This is a genomic window from Lentzea sp. NPDC051213, from assembly GCF_044455585.1.
Classification (GTDB): domain Bacteria; phylum Actinomycetota; class Actinomycetes; order Mycobacteriales; family Pseudonocardiaceae; genus Lentzea.
On the sequence record NZ_JBITEX010000008.1, the window covers coordinates 288507 to 307142 of the forward strand.

General features: G+C 69.0%; 18 protein-coding genes. 9 read left to right on the forward strand and 9 right to left on the reverse strand.

Annotated elements, in window-relative coordinates:
- Window positions 1-11 precede the first annotated feature (11 nt).
- The 3 genes from ACIA8G_RS33180 to ACIA8G_RS33190 all read left to right on the forward strand — a co-directional run bounded on the left by ACIA8G_RS33180 (window position 12) and on the right by ACIA8G_RS33190 (window position 2385).
- The gene (locus ACIA8G_RS33180; protein ID WP_396422649.1) at window positions 12-746 is read left to right on the forward strand and encodes a lysophospholipid acyltransferase family protein; all 735 of its coding nucleotides are present in this window, start codon (window positions 12-14) and stop codon (window positions 744-746) included.
- Between the two features lie 22 nt (window positions 747-768).
- Window positions 769-1281 (forward strand): polyadenylate-specific 3'-exoribonuclease AS, encoded by a 513-nt coding sequence (locus ACIA8G_RS33185; RefSeq protein WP_396422650.1) that lies wholly within the window; start codon window positions 769-771, stop codon window positions 1279-1281.
- A gap of 75 nt (window positions 1282-1356) precedes the next feature.
- Entirely contained in the window at window positions 1357-2385 is a 1029-nt protein-coding gene (locus tag ACIA8G_RS33190; protein ID WP_396422651.1) for a 6-phosphofructokinase, read from the forward strand.
- A 267-nt stretch (window positions 2386-2652) separates the two neighbouring features.
- Here ACIA8G_RS33190 and ACIA8G_RS33195 read toward each other — a convergent pair whose 3' ends face one another.
- Complete coding sequence (locus ACIA8G_RS33195; RefSeq protein WP_396422652.1) at window positions 2653-3660, reverse strand: DUF2891 domain-containing protein; 1008 nt, start codon at window positions 3658-3660, stop codon at window positions 2653-2655.
- Window positions 3661-3811: 151 nt separating this feature from the next.
- Here ACIA8G_RS33195 and ACIA8G_RS33200 point away from each other — a divergent pair, with 151 nt between their 5' ends.
- Complete coding sequence (locus ACIA8G_RS33200) at window positions 3812-5200, forward strand: class II 3-deoxy-7-phosphoheptulonate synthase (RefSeq protein WP_396422653.1); 1389 nt, start codon at window positions 3812-3814, stop codon at window positions 5198-5200.
- A gap of 81 nt (window positions 5201-5281) precedes the next feature.
- Here ACIA8G_RS33200 and pknB read toward each other — a convergent pair whose 3' ends face one another.
- Entirely contained in the window at window positions 5282-7294 is a 2013-nt protein-coding gene (gene pknB / locus ACIA8G_RS33205; RefSeq protein ID WP_396422654.1) for a Stk1 family PASTA domain-containing Ser/Thr kinase, read from the reverse strand.
- Between the two features lie 77 nt (window positions 7295-7371).
- Here pknB and ACIA8G_RS33210 point away from each other — a divergent pair, with 77 nt between their 5' ends.
- Together ACIA8G_RS33210 and ACIA8G_RS33215 are read left to right on the forward strand one after the other, a co-directional pair.
- Entirely contained in the window at window positions 7372-7737 is a 366-nt protein-coding gene (locus ACIA8G_RS33210) for an Rv2175c family DNA-binding protein (RefSeq protein ID WP_396422845.1), read from the forward strand.
- A gap of 69 nt (window positions 7738-7806) precedes the next feature.
- Window positions 7807-8208, forward strand: coding sequence for a hypothetical protein (locus tag ACIA8G_RS33215; protein WP_396422655.1), 402 nt, complete (start codon window positions 7807-7809; stop codon window positions 8206-8208).
- 8 nt (window positions 8209-8216) lie between these two features.
- Here ACIA8G_RS33215 and ACIA8G_RS33220 read toward each other — a convergent pair whose 3' ends face one another.
- From ACIA8G_RS33220 to ACIA8G_RS33230, 3 genes are all read right to left on the reverse strand, one after another.
- Complete coding sequence (locus tag ACIA8G_RS33220; RefSeq protein WP_396422656.1) at window positions 8217-9077, reverse strand: phytoene/squalene synthase family protein; 861 nt, start codon at window positions 9075-9077, stop codon at window positions 8217-8219.
- Window positions 9078-9087: 10 nt separating this feature from the next.
- On the reverse strand, window positions 9088-10599 hold the full coding sequence (gene mptB, locus ACIA8G_RS33225; RefSeq protein WP_396422657.1) for a polyprenol phosphomannose-dependent alpha 1,6 mannosyltransferase MptB: 1512 nt from the start codon (window positions 10597-10599) through the stop codon (window positions 9088-9090).
- 102 nt (window positions 10600-10701) lie between these two features.
- Window positions 10702-11778, reverse strand: a complete 1077-nt coding sequence (locus ACIA8G_RS33230) for a polyprenyl synthetase family protein (RefSeq protein WP_396422658.1) — start codon at window positions 11776-11778, stop codon at window positions 10702-10704.
- Between the two features lie 96 nt (window positions 11779-11874).
- Between ACIA8G_RS33230 and metF the strand changes: the two genes are divergently transcribed.
- Window positions 11875-12756, forward strand: coding sequence for a methylenetetrahydrofolate reductase [NAD(P)H] (metF, locus tag ACIA8G_RS33235; protein WP_396422659.1), 882 nt, complete (start codon window positions 11875-11877; stop codon window positions 12754-12756).
- Here the strand turns inward: metF and ACIA8G_RS33240 are convergent.
- The gene (locus ACIA8G_RS33240; protein ID WP_396422660.1) at window positions 12753-13406 is read right to left on the reverse strand and encodes a DUF3153 domain-containing protein; all 654 of its coding nucleotides are present in this window, start codon (window positions 13404-13406) and stop codon (window positions 12753-12755) included. The two genes, metF and ACIA8G_RS33240, sit on opposite strands and share 4 nt — an antisense overlap.
- A gap of 106 nt (window positions 13407-13512) precedes the next feature.
- On the opposite strand from ACIA8G_RS33240, the gene ACIA8G_RS33245 reads away from it, so the two are divergent.
- On the forward strand, window positions 13513-15165 hold the full coding sequence (locus tag ACIA8G_RS33245; RefSeq protein WP_396422661.1) for a DUF885 domain-containing protein: 1653 nt from the start codon (window positions 13513-13515) through the stop codon (window positions 15163-15165).
- Between the two features lie 156 nt (window positions 15166-15321).
- Here the strand turns inward: ACIA8G_RS33245 and ACIA8G_RS33250 are convergent, their stop codons facing one another.
- The gene (locus ACIA8G_RS33250; RefSeq protein WP_396422662.1) at window positions 15322-15819 is read right to left on the reverse strand and encodes a VOC family protein; all 498 of its coding nucleotides are present in this window, start codon (window positions 15817-15819) and stop codon (window positions 15322-15324) included.
- A gap of 24 nt (window positions 15820-15843) precedes the next feature.
- On the opposite strand from ACIA8G_RS33250, the gene ACIA8G_RS33255 reads away from it, so the two are divergent.
- A complete protein-coding gene (locus ACIA8G_RS33255) occupies window positions 15844-17409 on the forward strand; it encodes an alkaline phosphatase D family protein (protein WP_396422664.1) in 1566 nt (521 codons plus the stop codon).
- Here the strand turns inward: ACIA8G_RS33255 and ACIA8G_RS33260 are convergent.
- Both ACIA8G_RS33260 and ACIA8G_RS33265 read right to left on the reverse strand, forming a co-directional pair.
- Window positions 17386-18132 carry a maleylpyruvate isomerase N-terminal domain-containing protein gene (locus ACIA8G_RS33260; RefSeq protein WP_396422665.1) on the reverse strand — a complete coding sequence of 249 codons (747 nt, stop codon included), beginning with the start codon at window positions 18130-18132 and terminating at the stop codon, window positions 17386-17388. The genes ACIA8G_RS33255 and ACIA8G_RS33260 overlap by 24 nt on opposite strands.
- Window positions 18129-18548, reverse strand: coding sequence for an SAV_6107 family HEPN domain-containing protein (locus ACIA8G_RS33265; RefSeq protein WP_396422666.1), 420 nt, complete (start codon window positions 18546-18548; stop codon window positions 18129-18131). Before ACIA8G_RS33265 ends, ACIA8G_RS33260 begins: the two co-directional genes overlap by 4 nt.
- Window positions 18549-18636 lie beyond the last annotated feature (88 nt).

An 18636-nucleotide genomic window follows, 5' to 3' on the forward strand; every position in this document is an offset into this window, starting at 1 on the left:
GCGCTTCCCGGGTGCTGTACTGGTTGATGAAGCACGTCCTCCTGGGGCCGATTCTGCGGCTGTTCTTCCAGCCGAAGATCATCGAGGGTGCCGAGAACATCCCGAAGGATGGCGGCGCCATCCTGGCGAGCAACCACCTCGCCGTCTCCGACTCCTTCTTCCTGCCGCTGATGCTGTCGCGGCGGGTGACCTTCCCCGCGAAGATCGAGTACTTCACCGGCACCGGGATCAAGGGCCGGCTGCAGAAGTGGTTCTTCTCCGGCGTCGGCCAGGTGCCGATCGACCGGTCCAGCGCGTCCGCCGCGCAGGGAGCGCTCGACACCGGCGTGCGGATCGTGCGTGAGGGCAAGCTGCTCGGCATCTACCCCGAGGGCACGCGTTCGCCCGACGCCCGGCTCTACAAGGGCAAGGTCGGCGTCGCGTGGATCGCCCTGGAGTCCGGTGCGCCGGTCATTCCGGTGGCGATGTTCGGCACGGACAAGGCGAACCCCATCGGCTCGCGGATGTGGAAGCCGTACCCGATCCGGATCAAGATCGGCAAGCCGCTCGACTTCTCCCGCTACGAGGGGCTGTCCGGCGACCGGTTCGTGCTGCGCTCGATCACCGACGAGATCATGTACTCGTTGATGGAGCTATCCGGCCAGGAGTACGTCGACGTCTACGCGGCGAAGGCCAAGGAACAGGCCACGCCTGTTCCGGAACAGGCCAAGCCGGACGACCGGGTGCCCGAGAAGAAGGCCGGCTGACCGCAAGCCCTAGGGTGTCGCGGTGCGGTTTTTCTACGACTGTGAGTTCATCGAGGACGGGCTGACCATCGACCTGGTGTCGATCGGTGTGGTCGACGAGGAAGGCCGCGAGTTCTACGCCGTGTCCACCGAGTTCGATCCCGAGCGTGCGGGGCCGTGGGTGCGGCAGAACGTTCTCAACCAGCTGCCCTCGCCCGCGGACAAGGCGTGGCGCAGCCGCAGCCGCATCCGTGAGGACCTGCTCGACTTCCTCGGCGCGCGCAACGCCGCCCGTGACGACGTGGAGCTGTGGGCCTGGTTCGCCGCCTACGACCACGTCGCGCTGGCCCAGCTGTGGGGTGCGATGCCGGCGCTGCCGCGAGCCCTGCCCCGGTTCACCCGCGACCTGCGGCAACGCTGGGACGACGTCGGCCGCCCCAAGCTGCCGGCCCCGCCCGCCGACGCGCACGACGCCCTAGCCGACGCGCGGCACAACCTCGCGCGCTGGAAAGTGATCGAGGAACAGCGCCAGAAACTGGGGTTTCCCGTCCGGTAAGTGAGACCCGCATTGCTGCACCGATCCAGCTCGTGAAAGTGTGAGTGACACAGAACACGAGAGATTGGGAAGCAGATGCGCATCGGTGTGCTCACTGGCGGTGGTGACTGCCCCGGTCTGAACGCCGTGATCCGGGCCGTGGTCCGCAAGGGCATCAAGGCACACGGCTGGGAGATCGTCGGGTTCCGCAACGGGTGGCAAGGCCCGATCGAGAACCTCACCAAGCCGATCGGCCTCGCGGACGTCGAGGAGATCCTGACCAGGGGCGGCACGATCCTCGGGTCGTCGCGCACGAACCCCTACAAGGTCGAGGGCGGCGTCGACCGCATCCGCGAGACCATCGCGGCGAACCAGATCGACGCGATCATCGCGATCGGCGGCGAGGACACCCTCGGAGTCGCCAAGAAGCTGACCGATGACGGCATCGGCGTCGTCGGTGTGCCGAAGACGATCGACAACGACCTCGGTGCCACGGACTACACGTTCGGCTTCGACACCGCCGTCCACATCGCGACCGAGGCGATCGACCGCCTGCGCACCACGGCCGAGTCGCACCACCGTGCGCTCGTCGTCGAGGTCATGGGCCGTCACGCCGGCTGGATCGCGCTGCACTCGGGTCTCGCGGGTGGCGCGAACGTCATCCTCGTCCCTGAGCGCCCGTTCAGCGTCGACAAGGTCGTCAACTGGGTCGAGCGCCGCTTCGAGAGCGAGTTCGCGCCGATCATCGTCGTCGCCGAGGGTGCGATCCCCGAGGGCGGCGCCGAGGTGCTGCACTCCGGTGAGCGCGACGCCTTCGGTCACGTCCGCCTCGGCGGCGTCGGCCAGTGGCTCGCGGAGGAGATCGCGGACCGCACCGGCAAGGAGTCCCGCGCCGCGGTGCTCGGCCACATCCAGCGCGGTGGCACGCCGACCGCGTACGACCGCGTCCTCGCGACCCGCTTCGGCCTCAACGCCGTCGACGCCGTCGCCGATGGCGACTTCGGCGTCATGGTCGCGCTGCGCGGCACCGACATCGTGCGCGTGAAGCTGTCCGAGGCGACGGCCGAGCTCAAGACCGTTCCGACGGAGCGCTACGAAGAGGCCGAGGTCTTCTTCGGCGCCTGATATATCGGATATCAGAATGCCCAGGCACCGGTCGGTGTCTGGGCATTCTGCGTCTGCGACCGGTGTGCCGGGTTGGCCCTCCTCACCCTGATCCGATCTATCGCGCCGACCCCACCCGGATGCAAAAAACGTTTGCGGACGAAGTCAAAAGACTCATTGCAAAGCTCGTCTGATATATGGGATATGGGATATCGGTGCTAATCGCCTGGCGAGTCCGCCCGTCAGAGCGTGGTGTGCGATATCCGATGTATTGGATATCGCCGCAGCTCAGAAGGCCTTCACGTCCAGGTACGCGGCGAAGGTCCCGAGCCAGTGGTCGGCCATGTAGCCGTGCCCGCCGAACACGTACGTCCACCCGGCCTCGCGATGCGCAGCAGACGCCGTGCGGGCCAGTTCGGCATACCGGTGCCCCTCCGGCAACGAGTCCGCGATCGCCTCCCAGTTCCAGGCGCGGGACAACGCGAGCCCGGCCAGATGCGAGCCGTACGGATCGCTGGGGTCGTCGACCGGGAAGGGTTCGCGCAGCACGCGCCACCGTTCCGCGTCGAGTTCCGGCAGGTACGCGTCGAGCCACGAGGCGAACGCCGGGGCGTCCAGCGCGCGCCGCATCAGGTCGGCCGTCGTCAGCGCGGGGGAGAGGAAGTCGGCGGCGTCCGGTTCGAACCCGCCGTAAGCGACCTCGTCGCGGTGCCACCGCAGCGCCGCGTCGACGCACGCCGAAGCCAGCTCGGCGTCTCCGTTGGCCTGCGCGGCGTCGAACACCAGTCCGGTGGCGAACGCGGTGTTGCTGTGCGTGCCCGTCCGGATCGGCAGCCGCGCCGCCGAGATCCACTCGAGCCACCGGTCGCGCAGCACCTCCGCGATCGGCGCCACGGACCACTGCAGTCCGGAGGTTCGCAGCTCGGCGTCGAGCAGCAGCAGCCACGCCCACCCGTACGGCCGCTCCCAGTGCCGCCCCGCCGGCGACGAGAAGAACGCGGCCTCGGCGGCGCAGTTCTCGTGCGTGACCAGCTTGTCCAGCACGTCACGGGCCAGGTCGGAGCCGGGCAGCGAGGGCCGCAGTCGCAACAGCCGCACGGCCAGCCAGGTCTGGTGGACGCACGAGTGCCAGTCGAACGAACCGGCGAACACGGGATGCAGCACCCGCTGCGGGATGAGCCGGTCATCACCGTCGATCACGTGCGTCCAGTGCACCGGGTAGTCGCGCTGGATGTTGTCGATCGCGATGGCCAGCAGCCGGGTCGCGGTGCCGTCATCCAATCGGGTGGCGTTCATGGGCCTCATCATGCAGGGCGGCATCTCAATAGGGCAGAGGGCGATAGTTGACAAGTAACAGACATCCGCGGATGACGCCCAGGTCAAATCACACCGAACAGCTGACAGGCCCGGCCGGGTCTCTCAGAGTGGAACAACTAAGCTGAGCAGCGTGAACTGGACCGTGGACGTGCCCATCGACACGCTTCCCGAGCTTCCGCCGCTGCCTCCCGAGATGCGCAAGCGCCTGGACGACGCCCTGTCGCGCCCGGCTGCCCAGCAGCCCGAGTGGCCCGACGCCGAACAGGTGCGTCGGGTGCGGACCGTGCTGGAGAGCGTGCCGCCGATCACCGTGCCCGCCGAGATCGACCGGCTGCACACGCAACTGGCGCAGGTCGCTCGCGGTGAGGCGTTTCTCCTGCAGGGCGGTGACTGCGCCGAGACGTTCGCGGACAACACCGAGCCGCACATCCGCGCGAACATCCGGACCCTGCTGCAGATGGCCGTGGTGCTGACCTACGGCGCGAGCCTGCCGGTGGTGAAGGTCGGCCGCATCGCCGGCCAGTACGCCAAGCCGCGTTCGTCGGGCATCGACGCGCTCGGCCTGCCGTCCTACCGCGGCGACATCATCAACTCCCTGGTCGCGACGCCCGAGGCCCGTGTGGCGGACCCCGGCCGCATGATCCGCGCCTACGCGAACGCCGGCGCGGCGATGAACCTGCTGCGCGCGCTGACCGGCGCGGGTCTCGCCGACCTGCACCGCGTGCACGACTGGAACAGGGACTTCGTGCGCACCTCGCCCGCCGGCGAGCGGTACGAGGCCCTGGCCGGCGAGATCGACCGCGGCCTGCGGTTCATGTCGGCGTGCGGCGTGAACGACCAGTCGCTGCACGGCACGGAGATCTTCGCCTCGCACGAGGCGCTGCTCCTCGACTACGAGCGCGCGCTGCTCCGCCTCGACACGACGGGCGACCAGCCGCGGCTGTACGACCTGTCGTCGCACTTCGTGTGGATCGGTGAGCGCACCCGTCAGCTCGACGGCGCGCACATCGCGTTCGCGGAGCTGCTGTCGAACCCGATCGGCCTGAAGATCGGCCCGACGACGTCGCCCGAGATGGCCGTCGAGTACGTCGAGCGCCTCGACCCGCGCAACGAGCCGGGCCGTCTGACGCTCATCTCGCGCATGGGCAACCAGAAGGTGCGCGACGTGCTCCCCGCCATCGTGGAGAAGGTCGAAGCCTCCGGTCACAAGGTCATCTGGCAGTGCGACCCGATGCACGGCAACACCCACGAGTCCTCGACCGGCTACAAGACCCGGCACTTCGACCGGATCGTCGACGAGGTCCAGGGCTTCTTCGAGGTGCACCGGCGCCTGGGCACGCACCCCGGCGGCATCCACATCGAGCTCACGGGTGAGGACGTCACCGAGTGCCTGGGCGGCGCGCAGGAGATCTCCGACGACGACCTGGCCGGCCGCTACGAGACGGCGTGCGACCCGCGCCTGAACACGCAGCAGTCGCTGGAGCTCGCGTTCCTCGTCGCCGAGATGCTGCGCTCGTAGCGTTTCTGGGAGTTTCCTGAAGACGAGCTGAAGACAGCAGGGCCCCGCGTCGAGAACGCGGGGCCCTGCTGTTCTTCCTGGTCAGAGACCGAAAATCGTGATCTCCGTGCCACGCCGGACCTTGCTGCCCGGTTGCGGGTCCTGGTTGATGACCGTCGCGTTGTTGCTCTTGTTGAACTCGACCTTCACCCGGAAGCCCCGGTCCTCGAGCTCCTTCTTCGCGTCCCGGACCTTCTGCCGGGTCACGTTCGGCACCTCGACCTCCGAGTTGTCCTGGAAGAACACGGTGACGCGCTTGTTCGCCGTCCCCTCCAGCACGGTGCCCGCGGGCGGATCCGTCCGCACCACGCGGGAGTTCTCGTTCTCGGCGGCGTCCTGACCGGTCGCCTCGACCGGCTCCAGCCCGGCCCGCTGCAGCTCCGCGAACGCCTCGTCCTTCGTCTTGCCCGTGACGTTCGGCACCGGCCTGCGCGGCGCGGGACCCTTGCTCAGCACCAGGGTCACCGGACTGTTGAGCTTGAGCGCCGTACCGGGGCGCGGGTCCACCCCCACGACCTTGCCGATCGGCACGGTGTCGTGGAACGCGTCCTTGGCGGGGTCCTTGACCGCCTTCAGGCCCGCTGCCTCGATCTCCTTGGTCGCGGCGTCCACCTCGGCACCGACGTTGATGAACGGCACCACGGGCTTACCGCGCGACACGACGAGTTTCACGGTGGCGTTCTTGCGCAGCTCGGCCTCGGGACCGGGATCGGAGCTGATGACCTGACCGTTCGGCACCTCGTCCGACGGCACCTTCTCGATCAACGCCGTGAGGTCCGCGTTCTGGACCAGGCGCACCGCGTTCGTCTCGGACTGCCCGACCACCGGCGGCACCGCCGTCCAGCGGCCAGCGCCGAGGTACCAGGAGAACAGGCCGACGAGCAACGCCAGCACGGCGACCACGGAGCCCCAGATCAGGAAGAGCTTCTTCCTGCGCTTGCGCTCCACCTCGACCGGGTCGACCTTCGGTTTCTTCTGGGCGGGACGACGCCGTGGCTGCTCCGGCCGCTGCATCGCGCGCGTGCCGGAAATGCCCGGTGGCGGCGTCGGCGGGCCGGTGTTCACCGTCGTCATCGCGGGCATGGCCACCCGCCGGGTCGCCTCAGCGTCCAGAGCAGCCGCGGGAGGCGGCGTGGCGCCGACCGAGACCGGAACCGGCCTCATGATGACGGTCTTGTCGTTCTCGGGGGCCGAACCCGGCACAGGCACCGCCTGCGGCGTCAGGCCCAGCTCAGCACCCACGCGCTCGAGCTCGGCGAGGAACGCATCGGCGTTCGCCGGCCGCAGCATCGGGTCCCGCCGCGTCGCCTTGCGCACGAGCGTGTCGAGCGCCAGCGGGATCTCCGGGATCGACGGGACGTCCGAGTTGACGTGCTGGTAGGCGACAGAGATGGGGGTCTCGCCGCGATACGGGGCCTGCCCGGCGAGCATCTCGTAGAGCACGATGCCGGCCGCATAGACGTCACTGCGCGCATCCGCGGCGCCCGACTCCACCTGTTCAGGTGACAGGTAGGCGACTGTGCCGAGGATCTCACTGTCGCTGGTCACACCGTTCTCGGCGATGGCTCTGGCGAGCCCGAAGTCGGCGACCTTCACCTGGCCACCCGCTCCGATCAGCACGTTCTCCGGCTTCACGTCGCGGTGGACCAGCCCCGCGCGGTGCGCCGCGCCCAGTGCAGAGAGCACCGGGCCGAGCACGCTCAACGCGATGGCCGGAGGGAGCTTGCCGCGCTGATTCAGCAGGTCACGGAGGTTTCCTCCGTCGATCAGCTCCATCACCAGGTACACCTGGTCACCGTCGACGCCCTGGTCGTGCACGGACACCACGGCCGGGTGATGCAGCTGAGCCGCCGCGCGTGCCTCTCGCTCGAAGCGCGCGACGAAGGCAGGGTCCGTCGTCAGGCGCGGATCCATCACCTTGACGGCGACATCACGGTCCAAGCGGGTGTCGCGACCTCGATAGACGGTGGACATGCCACCGCGCGCGAGCACGGAGTCCACCCGGTAGCGCTGCTCCAGCAGTCCACCCATCACGTTCGAAACCGACCTCTCCACAGTGCGAGATGGTAAAGCTCAGGATGACCCGGTTGGCGGAAGGGCGTTCACAGTTCGGTTATGGCATCGTGACCCCTGTGAGTGCGATTCCTGCCGCTGCGGATGTACTGGCTGCCGACCTGGAGGTTCTTCCTCTCCCCGAGGTGGCCGACCGAATGGGACTTCCGGTCACCCGGATCCAGCAACTGCTGCGCGACGGGCAACTGCTCGCCGTGCGGCGGGACGGCGTCCTCGTCGTTCCCGAAGCCTTCCTCGCCGCCGGAACGGTGGTGAAGGGTCTGCCCGGCACCATCACGGTGCTGCGCGACCAGAACTTCTCCACGGACGAGATTCTGCGCTGGCTCTTCACGGAGGACGAAAGCCTCCCTGGCACTCCGATCGAAGCATTGCGCGGAGACCGTGGGCGTGAGGTAAAGCGACGCGCGCAAGCCATGGGTTTCTAGTTCACCCGATGCAGCGGTTCCAGGCGTCTCCGCAGGCGGGAGACGCCTGGAACCGCTGAACTGGTGCGCATGATCATCAAGACTCTGCTCGCCGGTCTCACGGCTGTCGGGCTGCTTCTCTCGCCGGTCGCCGCGACTGCGTCGCCGGCCGTGCACGCCAAGCCGACCACGCTCGCACTCGACGCGGGTGGTGCCCAGGTCAAGCTCAAGAAGGGCAACCAGCTCCAGATCAAAGGCAAGCTCGGCGCTCAGGGAGGCGAGCGGCAGCTGACCCTGGGGCTCGACGTGTTCGCCCAGGTCAAGGTCGGCGCGTCGGTGTGGACCAACATCTACACCAAGAACTGCCAGCCGAACGCGACGTTCAACGCGAAGCTGACCATCGACGCGTCCGCCGACCTGCGCCTCTACTTCCCCGGCACGAGCGCTTACGCCTCCGCGACGTCCAACATCGTGGGCGTCGTCATCATCTAACGCCGGGTTCATCTGACCATCGCGCGTGCGAGCAGTGCCCGGCCCGCGCCGGGCACTGCGACCGCGAGACGACGCGTGTTCGGCACAGCAACCCGCCTCCAGAGCGCCTCGCAGCTCACCAGTCCCAGAATGTCGCGATACAGCGTATACGCGGTCTGCATGCAGGGCCGCGACGACGGCGACAGCATCGCGATCCCCGGCTCAGCCGACTGATATATCGCATATGAGTGCGCGACGAGGTCGTCAAGAGCCCGTTGCACCCGGTCGTTTGCGCGACGATGACGACGACACCATTGCAAAAGGTCGCGGTCGACGCCGTGCGCGCCGAGGACGTCCTGCGGCAGGTAGACCCGGCCGCGGTCGAGATCCTCGCCCACGTCGCGCAGGAAGTTCGTCAGCTGGAACGCCACCCCGAGCCGTGCCGCGTACGGTTCGGCCTCCGCGCGGGGCACGACGGTGCCGAGCACCGGCAGCATCTGCAGCCCGATGACCTCCGCCGACCCGTGCACGTAGACGCCGAGCGCGTCGAGGTCGGCGTACTCCGTCACGTCGAGGTCCATCCGCATCGACGCGAGGAAGTCGGTGAACAGCGCCCGGTCGATGTCGTAGCGGCGCATCGTGTCCGCCAGCGCGTGCAGCACCGGGTTCGACGGCTCTTCGTCCAGCAGCCGCTCCAGCCGGTCGAGCTCGCCGGCCCGGTCATCGACGCCCGCGGCGTCGACGATCTCGTCGGCCCAGCGCGCGAACGCGTACAGCGCGTGCACCGCGGGCCGCTGTTCGGGCCGCAGCAGGGTCGTGGCCAGGAAGAACGTCTTGCCGTACCGCGCGTTCACCCGGCGGCAGGCGGCGTACGAGGCTGCCAACTTCATGCTGGGAGGCTCACTCGTAGCGCGTGGACAGGCCGAACGGGTCCGGCTTCACCAGCGACCGGGCCGCGAGCCCCGAGACCACCAATGCGAAGAACAGGTAGCCCCACGAGTACAGCGCCGTGTCGCCGTTCGGGAACGTCACCAGCAACAGGAACAACGACGCGAGCGTCACCGTGACTAGCGGGCCCGTGGTCCACGCGAACCCGGCGGCGAGCGCCAGCGGCCAGCTGAAGTACCACGGCAGCGTCGCGGGGGAGAGCAGCGCGACGGCCAGCATCGTGACCGCGCCGCGCCGGATGGCGTCGCGCACCTCGCCGTCGCGGGCCGCCCACCACTGCGTGTACGCGATCCAGATCAGCACGGCCGAGCCGAGCGCCCGCGCGACGCCGATGAAGATGCCGCCGTCGACGTAGACGAACCAGTTCACGACCATGCGCACGAAGTCGCCGACCGCGCTCGGGAGCGACAGCCAGTTGATGATCATCGACGAGCTGCGCAGCGCGAGGATCCAGCCGAGGCTGACCCCGGCGACCAGCGTGCACGCGAGGAACGTCCCGACGAACGCCGCGACCGCGGGCAGCAGCGCCTTGCGGAACTGGGTGCGCTTGTCGCCCTCGAGCCGCGCCGCCCAGATCCACACGAGGAACGGCACGATCACGATCGCCGTCGCCTTCACCGAGAACGCGAGGCCGAGCAGCACGAAGCCGAGCACGTGCCTGCGGTCGAGCACCAGCAGCACACCGGCCGCCATCAGCCCGATCATCAGCAGGTCGTTGTGCGCGCCGCCGATCAGGTGGATCAGCAGCAGCGGGTTCGCCGCCACGAGCCACAGCGCGATGGCCGACTTGCCGCCCAGGTGCCGGCTCAGGCCCGGCAGCGCCCAGCAAAGCAGGACGAGCCCGCCCGCGATCGAGAGGCGCATGGCGACGACGCCGAGGATGACGCTCGCGTCCGTCACCCACACGATCGCCTTGGCGATGAGGATGAACAGCGGCCCGTACGGCGCCGGCGTGTGCTGCCACACCCAGCTGACGTTCTCGCTGAGCGTGCTCTGCAGAACGGCGGGCCCGACCGTGTACGGGTCGTAGCCGCTCAGCGCGAGCTGGCCCTGCGCCAGGTAGCTGTAGATGTCCTTGCTGAACAGCGGCGGGGCGAAGAGCAGCGGCAACGTCCACACCGTGACCGCGACCAGCACCGCGAAGTCGCCGATCTCACCCCACCGGACGAGCCTGCCGAGCCGGATCCACGCCCAGATGACGAGGCCGAGCCCCAGGTACAGCACCATGCTCGCGAGGTCGCGGCCGTGGCCGTAGCGCAGCCAGCTCAGCCCGACCTGGGTGAGCAGCGGGTCGCGTTCCAGGATCGCGCCCGCGCCCATGCCGCCGAGCGCGATCAGCGCCACACCCAGCAGACCGAGCATGGTCGTGCGGATGGGGATGGCGTAGGTGTTCGTGGGCACGACTGAAAGCTCCTGCGGAGACACCTCGGAGCTCGTGCGGGGAAGGGACGGAGTTGCTGCCATCGCCCGAACATCGTTGCACAAGGCGCGGAAGCGTCAGCAAGCAACAGCCCACACCGGTCACGAGGTCTTAATCAAGTTCTCAGGTTGACGTGAAGATCGACTTCAGAAGGCCCGCTTCGTGGAGCTGATCGCGAGGTCGGCGAGCTTGGTCGCGGCCGGTTCGGCCACCGGTGCGGCGTCGAGCGCGGACAGGGCGCTCTTCGTCAGCTCCTCGATGCGCTCCTCGACGGCGTCGACGGCGCCCACCTTCACGAGCGTGCGCCGCACCTCCTCGACCATGTCGAGGTCGAGGTCCGGCTTGCCCAGCGCGATATCCAATATATCGGCGCCGAACTGCATGCCCAGGGCCACGAGCAGCGTGCGCTTGCCCTCGGCGAGGTCGTCGCCCGCGGGCTTGCCGGTGACCTCCGGGTCGCCGAACACCCCGAGCAGGTCGTCGCGCAGCTGGAACGCGACGCCGATGTCGGCGCCGAACGACCGCAGCCCGTCGATCAGCTCCGGCGAGCCACCCGCCATCGCGGCACCCATGTGCAACGGCCGTTCGACGGTGTACGCGGCGGTCTTGAGCCGGTCGATCCGCACCGCGGCGTCCGGGGACGAGTCGCCCTGCGCCTGCGTCAGCACGTCGAGGTACTGGCCCGCGAGCATCTCGGTGCGCATGTCCCGCCACGGCTCGCTCATCCTGCGCAGCACCTCGGCCGGCAGCCCGGCGGCGAACAGCATGTCGTCCGCCCAGGCCAGCGCGATGTCGCCGATCAGCACGGCCGCGGACATGCCGAACCGCTCCGACGAGCCGAGCCAGCCCTGTTCGCGGTGCCGCGCGCCGAACGCGATGTGCACGGTCGGCTTGCCCCGGCGCACCGACGAGGCGTCCATCAGGTCGTCGTGGATCAGCGCGCACGCCTGGATCAGCTCCAGCGAGCTGACCGCCGTGAGCACCTCCTCGGCGAGCTCACCGTCCGGGTCGCCACCCGCCGCCCGCCACCCCCACCACGCGTAGGTCGGCCGGATGCGCTTGCCGCCGCCCAGCACGAAACCGGAGAGCGCGTCCACCGCACTCGCGAAGCTCGGGTCCATCGCCTCTCCGGACGCGCGCCGGGAGGCCAGGTACGTGGTCAGTGCTGCTTCGACGTGCTGGGGCAGGGCGACGTCGATGGGGTGGTGGGACACGCCCCCCATGGTCCGCTGTGTCCGGGGCCACCCGCATATCGGGGCCCGCGTACCACATGGTGAGCGGATATCTCACCTAGCGGAAGAACCACTACGCTTGTTCTCATGACGTCGGTGGTGGAAAGGCTTCTGGGTCAGTCTCCCAAGTTCTCGGTCGAGTTCCTGCCACCGCGGGACGCCGAGGACGAGAAGATCCTCTGGAAGGCCGTCCGCGAACTGGAAGGCCTCGACCCGGCGTTCGTGTCGATCACCTACGGCGCCGGCGGGTCACGACGGGACCGGACGATCCGCGCCACCGGCCGCATCGCGCAGGAGACGACGCTGCTGCCGGTCGCCCACCTCACCGCCGTCGACCACTCGGTGGCCGAGCTGCGCAACGTGATCGGCTGGTACGCGGCGATCGGCGTGCGCAACGTGCTGGCGCTGCGGGGCGATCCTCCCGGCGACCCGATGGGCGAGTGGGTCGCGCACCCGGAAGGCCTCAACTACGCCGACGAGCTGGTGCGACTGGTCCGCGAGCTCGGCGACTTCTGCGTGGGCGTGGCGGCGTTCCCGTACGGGCACCCGCGTTCCGGCGACCTCGACACCGACCTGAAGTACCTGCTGCGCAAGCTCAACGCGGGCGCGGACTACGCGGTGGCACAGCTGTTCCACGCGCCGGAGCCGTTCCTGCGGATGCGTGACCGGGTGGCGGACGCCGGCTGTTCGGCGGCGATCCTGCCGGGGATCATGCCGATGCTGTCGCCGCGCGGCCTGTCCAAGATCGTCGAGCTGTCCGGCGCGGACCTGCCTCTCGACGTGGCGCGCAGGCTGGAGCCGTACGCGGACGACGTCGCGGGTTTCCGTGCGACCGGCATCGACATCGCGACCGAGATGTGCCAGCGGTTGCTCGAAGAAGGCGTGCCGGCGCTGCACTTCTACACGATGAACCGGTCCAAGGCGACGCGGGAAGTACTGGGGCGCCTGGGTTTGGTGACGCGCGCCTAGACCATCGAGCTTCGTTTGTGGGCGATGAGCGCGAGCACGACGACGATCAGCGCGGCACCGCCGGTCAGACCGGCGACGAGCAGCGCCCAGCCGAAGAACGAGCTGGAGTTCTCGCCCGCGTACTGCACGGTGGCCGTGAGCATCGAGGCCTGGCCGGGTTTCGGAGACCACGCGATGGTGTTGTTCTCCTCCTCGCGGCCGTTGGTGTTGACGACCTTGCCGGGGAAGCTGACCTTCACCTGGATGTCCGCGCGTTCCACGGGCACCTGGGTGAGGTCGACGGACCCGGAGAGCGTGACAAGATCACCCGACCGGCGGAAGTTCATGCTGTACCGGCTGTTCGACGAGCTGGTGGCCATGGAGAGCGTGCGCATCTCGTCGAACGACAGGCCGTTGAAGAACAGCTGCGTACCGGCGTACGACTCGACCCGGTACGGCTTGGTCGTGACGCGGCTCGCCAGCTCCGGTGGCACCTTGAGCTGGGGACCGGGGTCGTTGTCCTGCGTGGGCGGCGTGGCCGCGACGATCTCACCCGAGATGCGGTCGTCGTCGGACACGGCCATGGCCGCGTAGACGCGAACGCACCCGCTCAAGGAGAACAGGGTGAGCAGCAGGAAGACCGGCACCAAAAGTGCCGAGGACGTACGCACGGCGGACATCCTGCCAGCACGGTCCAAACGACGCAGTCCCTCCTTTGGTCGTGAGCTTGACTAACTACCTTTTGGCGTCGCGAGGCGCGAGGTAGCGTCTCCGCACATGGCATCCGTGCACGACATCAGCAACAAATTCGTCAGCGACTACGTGGCGCTGGACCCCATTACCGCCACCAGTCTCGGATTCGCGGGTTCCGAAGACCAGCTGACGGACCTCTCGCCGGAAGGGCACGCGGCGCGTCACGAACTCGCCACCCGCGCCCTCGCCGACATCGCGGCCACCGAGCCCGCGGATGCCTCGGAAGCGGCGGCCAAGGCCGTGTTCCTGGAGCGCACAGGGCTTGAGCACGAGCTTTACGAGGCGGGTCAGGTCGAGTCCTCGCTGAACGTGATCGCGAGCCCGATCCAGTCCGTGCGCGACATCTTCGACCAGATGCCCACCGACACGCCGGAGGAATGGGCCACGATCGGGCGTCGTCTTTCCGCTGTGCCGGCCGCTTTGGAGGGTCTGCGCGCCTCGCTCGCGCACGCCGCCGCCCAGGGTCACGTCTCCGCGCTGCGCCAGGTGACCAGGGTCGCCGAGCAGTGCGATGTCTGGGCTTCGACGTTCTTCGGCTCGTTCGTCGTCTCGTCCGGTGCCGAGGGCACGCTGCGTTCGTCGCTCGACTCCAGCGCCGCCGCGGCTTCGTCCGCATACGCCGACTTCGCCTCGTTCCTGCGGACCTCGCTGGCCCCGCAGGCACCGACGAAGGACGCGGTCGGCGAGGAGCGCTACCGGCTCGGCTCGCGTTACTTCACGGGGTCGCGGCTCGACCTGGCCGAGGCCTACGAGTGGGGCTGGGAGGAGTTCCTCGGCATCGAGGCCGAGATGAAGAAGGTCGCGGCCCGGCTGAAGCCCGGCGCGTCGCTGACCGAGACCGCGGCGTACCTCGACGAGCACCCGCGCTACCAGGTGCACGGCCGGGACGGGCTGCAGGCGTGGATGCAGGAACTGTCCGACAAGGCTCTGCTCGACCTGCGCGACGTGCACTTCGATCTGCCGGACACGCTGATGAACCTCGAGTGCAAGATCGCGCCGCCCGGCGGTGGCGTCGGCGCTTACTACACGCCGCCGACCGCAGACTTCTCGCGCCCCGGCCGCATGTGGTGGTCGATCGCCGAGGGCAAGACGGTGTTCCCGACCTGGCGTGAGACGTCGACGGTCTACCACGAGGGCGCGCCGGGGCATCACCTCCAGTGCGCGACGGCGGTATTCCAGTCGGCGACGTTGAACGACTTCCAGCGGCTGGTGTGCTGGGTGTCGGGTCACGGCGAGGGCTGGGCGCTGTACGCGGAACGCCTCATGCGCGAGCTCGGCTACCTCGACGACGACGGCGACCTGCTCGGCATGCTGGACGCGCACCTGTTCCGCGCCGCCCGCGTGATCATCGACATCGGCATGCACCTGGAGCTCGAGATCCCGCAGGGCACCGGCTTCCACCCCGGCGAGCGGTGGACCCCGGAGCTCGGCCTGGAGTTCATGATGACCAGGACCCTGAGCGAGCACGCGCACGTCCGCGACGAGATCGACCGCTACCTCGGCTGGCCGGGCCAGGCGCCGGCGTACAAGATCGGCGAGCGGCTGTGGCTCGCCGCGCGCGAGGAAGCGCGGGCCCGCAAGGGCGCGGACTTCGACCTGAAGCGCTTCCACAAGGAGGCCCTGGAGATGGGCTCGATGGGCCTCGACACGTTGCGGGAGCGCCTCGCCGCCCTCTGAGCTTAAGCCTCTGACCTGCGCTGATCCCACCGGATGCAAAAGACGTTTGCGGACGTCCGCAAACGTCTTTTGCATAACTGATATATCGCGGCGCTGCACAGAGCGGCGCTGGGCAGGTGATATATCGGATATCAGCGTGGGTCGGGACGGCGCAGGTTACGAGGAGGCGGGCTCCCACCGCACCCGCACCCGGTTGGTGATCGGGTCCGGGTCGTCGGTCCGCACGAACTCCAGCCACGGCCCCGGCTCAGGCCGCACCGAAGCGAACCCGTCACCACTGCGCACCACCGGATGCCCGGTCGCCCGAGCCGAAGCCAGCGGATCACGAGAGTCGACGACGACGGCCGCGATCACCCCGGTGTACTCGGGCCGGGGCTCCAGGACGCAGAACTCGTTGCCCTGCGGATCTCGCAACACGACCCACGGCACATCGCGCTGCCCGACGTCGGCGTGCTCCGCGCCCAGCTTCAGCGCGCGGGCCACGATGTCCGCCTGGTGTTCGAGCGACGTCGAGGCCAGGTCGATGTGCACCCGGTTCTTCTCGATCTTCGGGGCGTCGCTCCACACGAACGTCAGCTCGATCTCGTCACCGGCGAACTCGGACCAGAACGCGGCCAGCGCGGAGGGGTCGGCGGCGTCGAACGTGATTTCCACGCGTGCGAGGGTACTGTCTCGCGGGTGGCGAAGCTGGTGCTCGGACCGCTCCTCAGGCATGTGAACGCGACGTCGGCGACCGTGTGGGTAGAGACAGACTCCTCGTGCGACGTCACCATCGCGGGGCACACCGCGCGGACGTTCCAGGTCGGCGAGCAGCACTTCGCGCTGGTGCGGCTGGAGAACCTGGGCCCGCGCACGGAATACGACGTCCGGTTGGACGGCGACGCCGTCTGGCCGGAGGCCGGCAGCGGCTTTCCCAAGCCCGTGATCCGCACCGGCGAGGTCCGCAGGATCGCCTTCGGGTCGTGCCGCGCCGCGCCGAGTCAGCCGGTCGGCCCGGACGCTCTCGACGCGTTCGCGCAACGGCTCATGAACGCACCGGAACACGAGTGGCCGCAAGCGCTGATCCTGCTGGGAGACCAGGTTTACGCCGACGAACCCACCGAGGCCACGAAGCAGTGGCTGCGCGACCGCCGGCACGGCACGCAGGAGCCCGACGGCGAGGTCGTGCACTTCGCCGAGTACGCGCATCTCTACCACGAGACCTGGGGCGACCCGGAGATCCGCTGGTTGCTGTCGGTCGTCCCGACCTCGATGATCTTCGACGACCACGACGTGCGCGACGACTGGAACACGTCCGCGGTCTGGAAGCAGGAGATGCAGGACAAACCGTGGTGGCGCAACAGGATTCGCGGCGCCCTCGCGTCCTACTGGGTCTACCAGCACCTCGGCAACCTCGGCCCGGACGAGCTCGCCAAGGATCCCTTGTACGCCAAGGTGAAAGCTCAGGGCGCGGATGCGCTGCCGTTGCTGGAGGAGTTCGCTGAAGAGGCGGACAGGGAAGCGGCGGGGCGCAAGTCGACGTGGTGGAGCTTCCGCCGCGACTTCGGGCGCGCGCGGTTGCTGATGATCGACACCCGCTGCGGCCGCATCCTCGAGAACGGCAAGCGGCAGATGGTCAGCGACGAAGAGTTCGCGTGGCTCGAGCGCAACGCTGACGGCGACTACGACCACCTGCTGATCGGCTCGTCGCTGCCGTGGCTGATGCCGCACGCGCTCAGCCATTTCCAGTCCCTCAACGAGATCGGCGCGCGCAAGCCCGGCTGGCAGGGCAATGCGGCGGAGAAGATCCGGCAGGCGCTCGACCTCGAGCACTGGCCGGCGTTCCGCGAGTCGTTCGACAGGCTCACCCGCATGATCGAGAAAGCCGCGAACAACGGCGCGGCGACGGTCAGCGTGCTCTCCGGCGACGTCCACCACAGCTATGTCGCCGAAGCCGAGTTTCCCAGGCCCACCAAGGCAATCGTCACGCAGCTCGTGTGCTCGCCGGTGCACAACGAGCCGCCGAAGATCTTCCGGCCCGCGTTCCGGCTGTCGTGGTCGCGCCTCGCCGCGCGGGTGTTCCGCGGCCTCGCGAGCCTCGCCGGCGTGCCGGAGGACCTGATGCGCTGGCGCAAGACCACCGGCCCGCACTTCGGGAACTCCGTGGCACTGCTGGACCTCGACGGCCGCCGCGCCCGCTACCGCCTGCTGGCGGCGACGGGCGAGGAGACCGCCTCCGTCCTACTTGGTCGCGAGCCGCAGTAGCGCCCACAGCTGCGCGATCGCGTCGTGGTCGCCGACCACGTCGACCAACCGGTCGGGCAGCCGTCCCCACAGCCAGCGGTACATCGTCATCGGGCTCGCCGTCACCTGCGCGTCGGCGACGTGGGCGTCCTCCGGATCGACGACCCGCCACGCCGACGCGCCACGCGGACCGCAGCGCGTGAGCCACAGGTGGTCCTCGACCTGGACGGCGACCAGGCTGTCCCGCGAGCCGCGCACCCCGAGCACGTCCAGCTTGTGCCCCAGCCACAACGTCAGCACCTCGTCGACACCGTCGATCGCGACCTCGTCGCTGACCGCTTCGGCCTCGGCGCCCGCCGCACCCTGGACGTCCATGCGGTGCACCGTGGTCTCGTGCGCGAGCCGGCGCCGCCAGAACCCGTAGTTCTGCTGCACCGGCCACCACGTCGCGCACGGCTCGTCCTCGTCGTGCGCGGTGAGCTCCGCGATCACGGCCTCCGCGCCCGACTGCATGAAACCCAGCGCGTCCTGCCCCTGCTCCGGATACTCCTGCCACTCACCCGGTTTGGGCTCCCGGCCGAGCCTGATCCACGCCAGCGCGATGCGGTAGCCGCTGCCGACGTGCCGCACGGTCTCCCCGAGGTTGAGCCCGGGACAGGCGGGCACGCCCTTGTGCGGTGGCTGGCCGATAGCGGACACCGCGAGCAGATCGGCCTCACGGCGCAGGACTTCGAGAGCGTTCACCGCCTCGCCTCGTTCATCACGCGATCGACGAGCGTCACGAACTGATCGGTCTGGCGCACCAGGTCGTCGGCCGTGCGCGCGGTGACGTGCCGGGTGATGCCCGCGAGCACGGCGGCCCGCGTGGCCGACCACGACGCGAAGAACGCGGCCCACTCCCGCATCTCCGGCGCGATCGAGGCGAGCAACACCCAGGCGCTGGCCGGTTTCGAACGACCGCGGTGGGGCCGTCCGCGCAACGCGAGCACCGCCGCGGCGGCGCGCAACGCGGCGAGGTAGGCGGTGGCGAACCGCTCCGAAGGCTCCGGTGTGCGTTCGGACTCGGCGAGCGAGTCGCGAGCCTGCTGCAGCAGCGCGAGCGCGGACGCGGGTGGCAACGGGATGGGGAAGGCTGCCGGATTCGATACTTCGGCTGTCATCTCGGCCTCCTCGTGGCGTCGGTGAACGACGTCTCCGCCGAGGGGAAGCCGGCGGCTCTCGGAGGTGGGGTGCTTCCCCCACCCCACC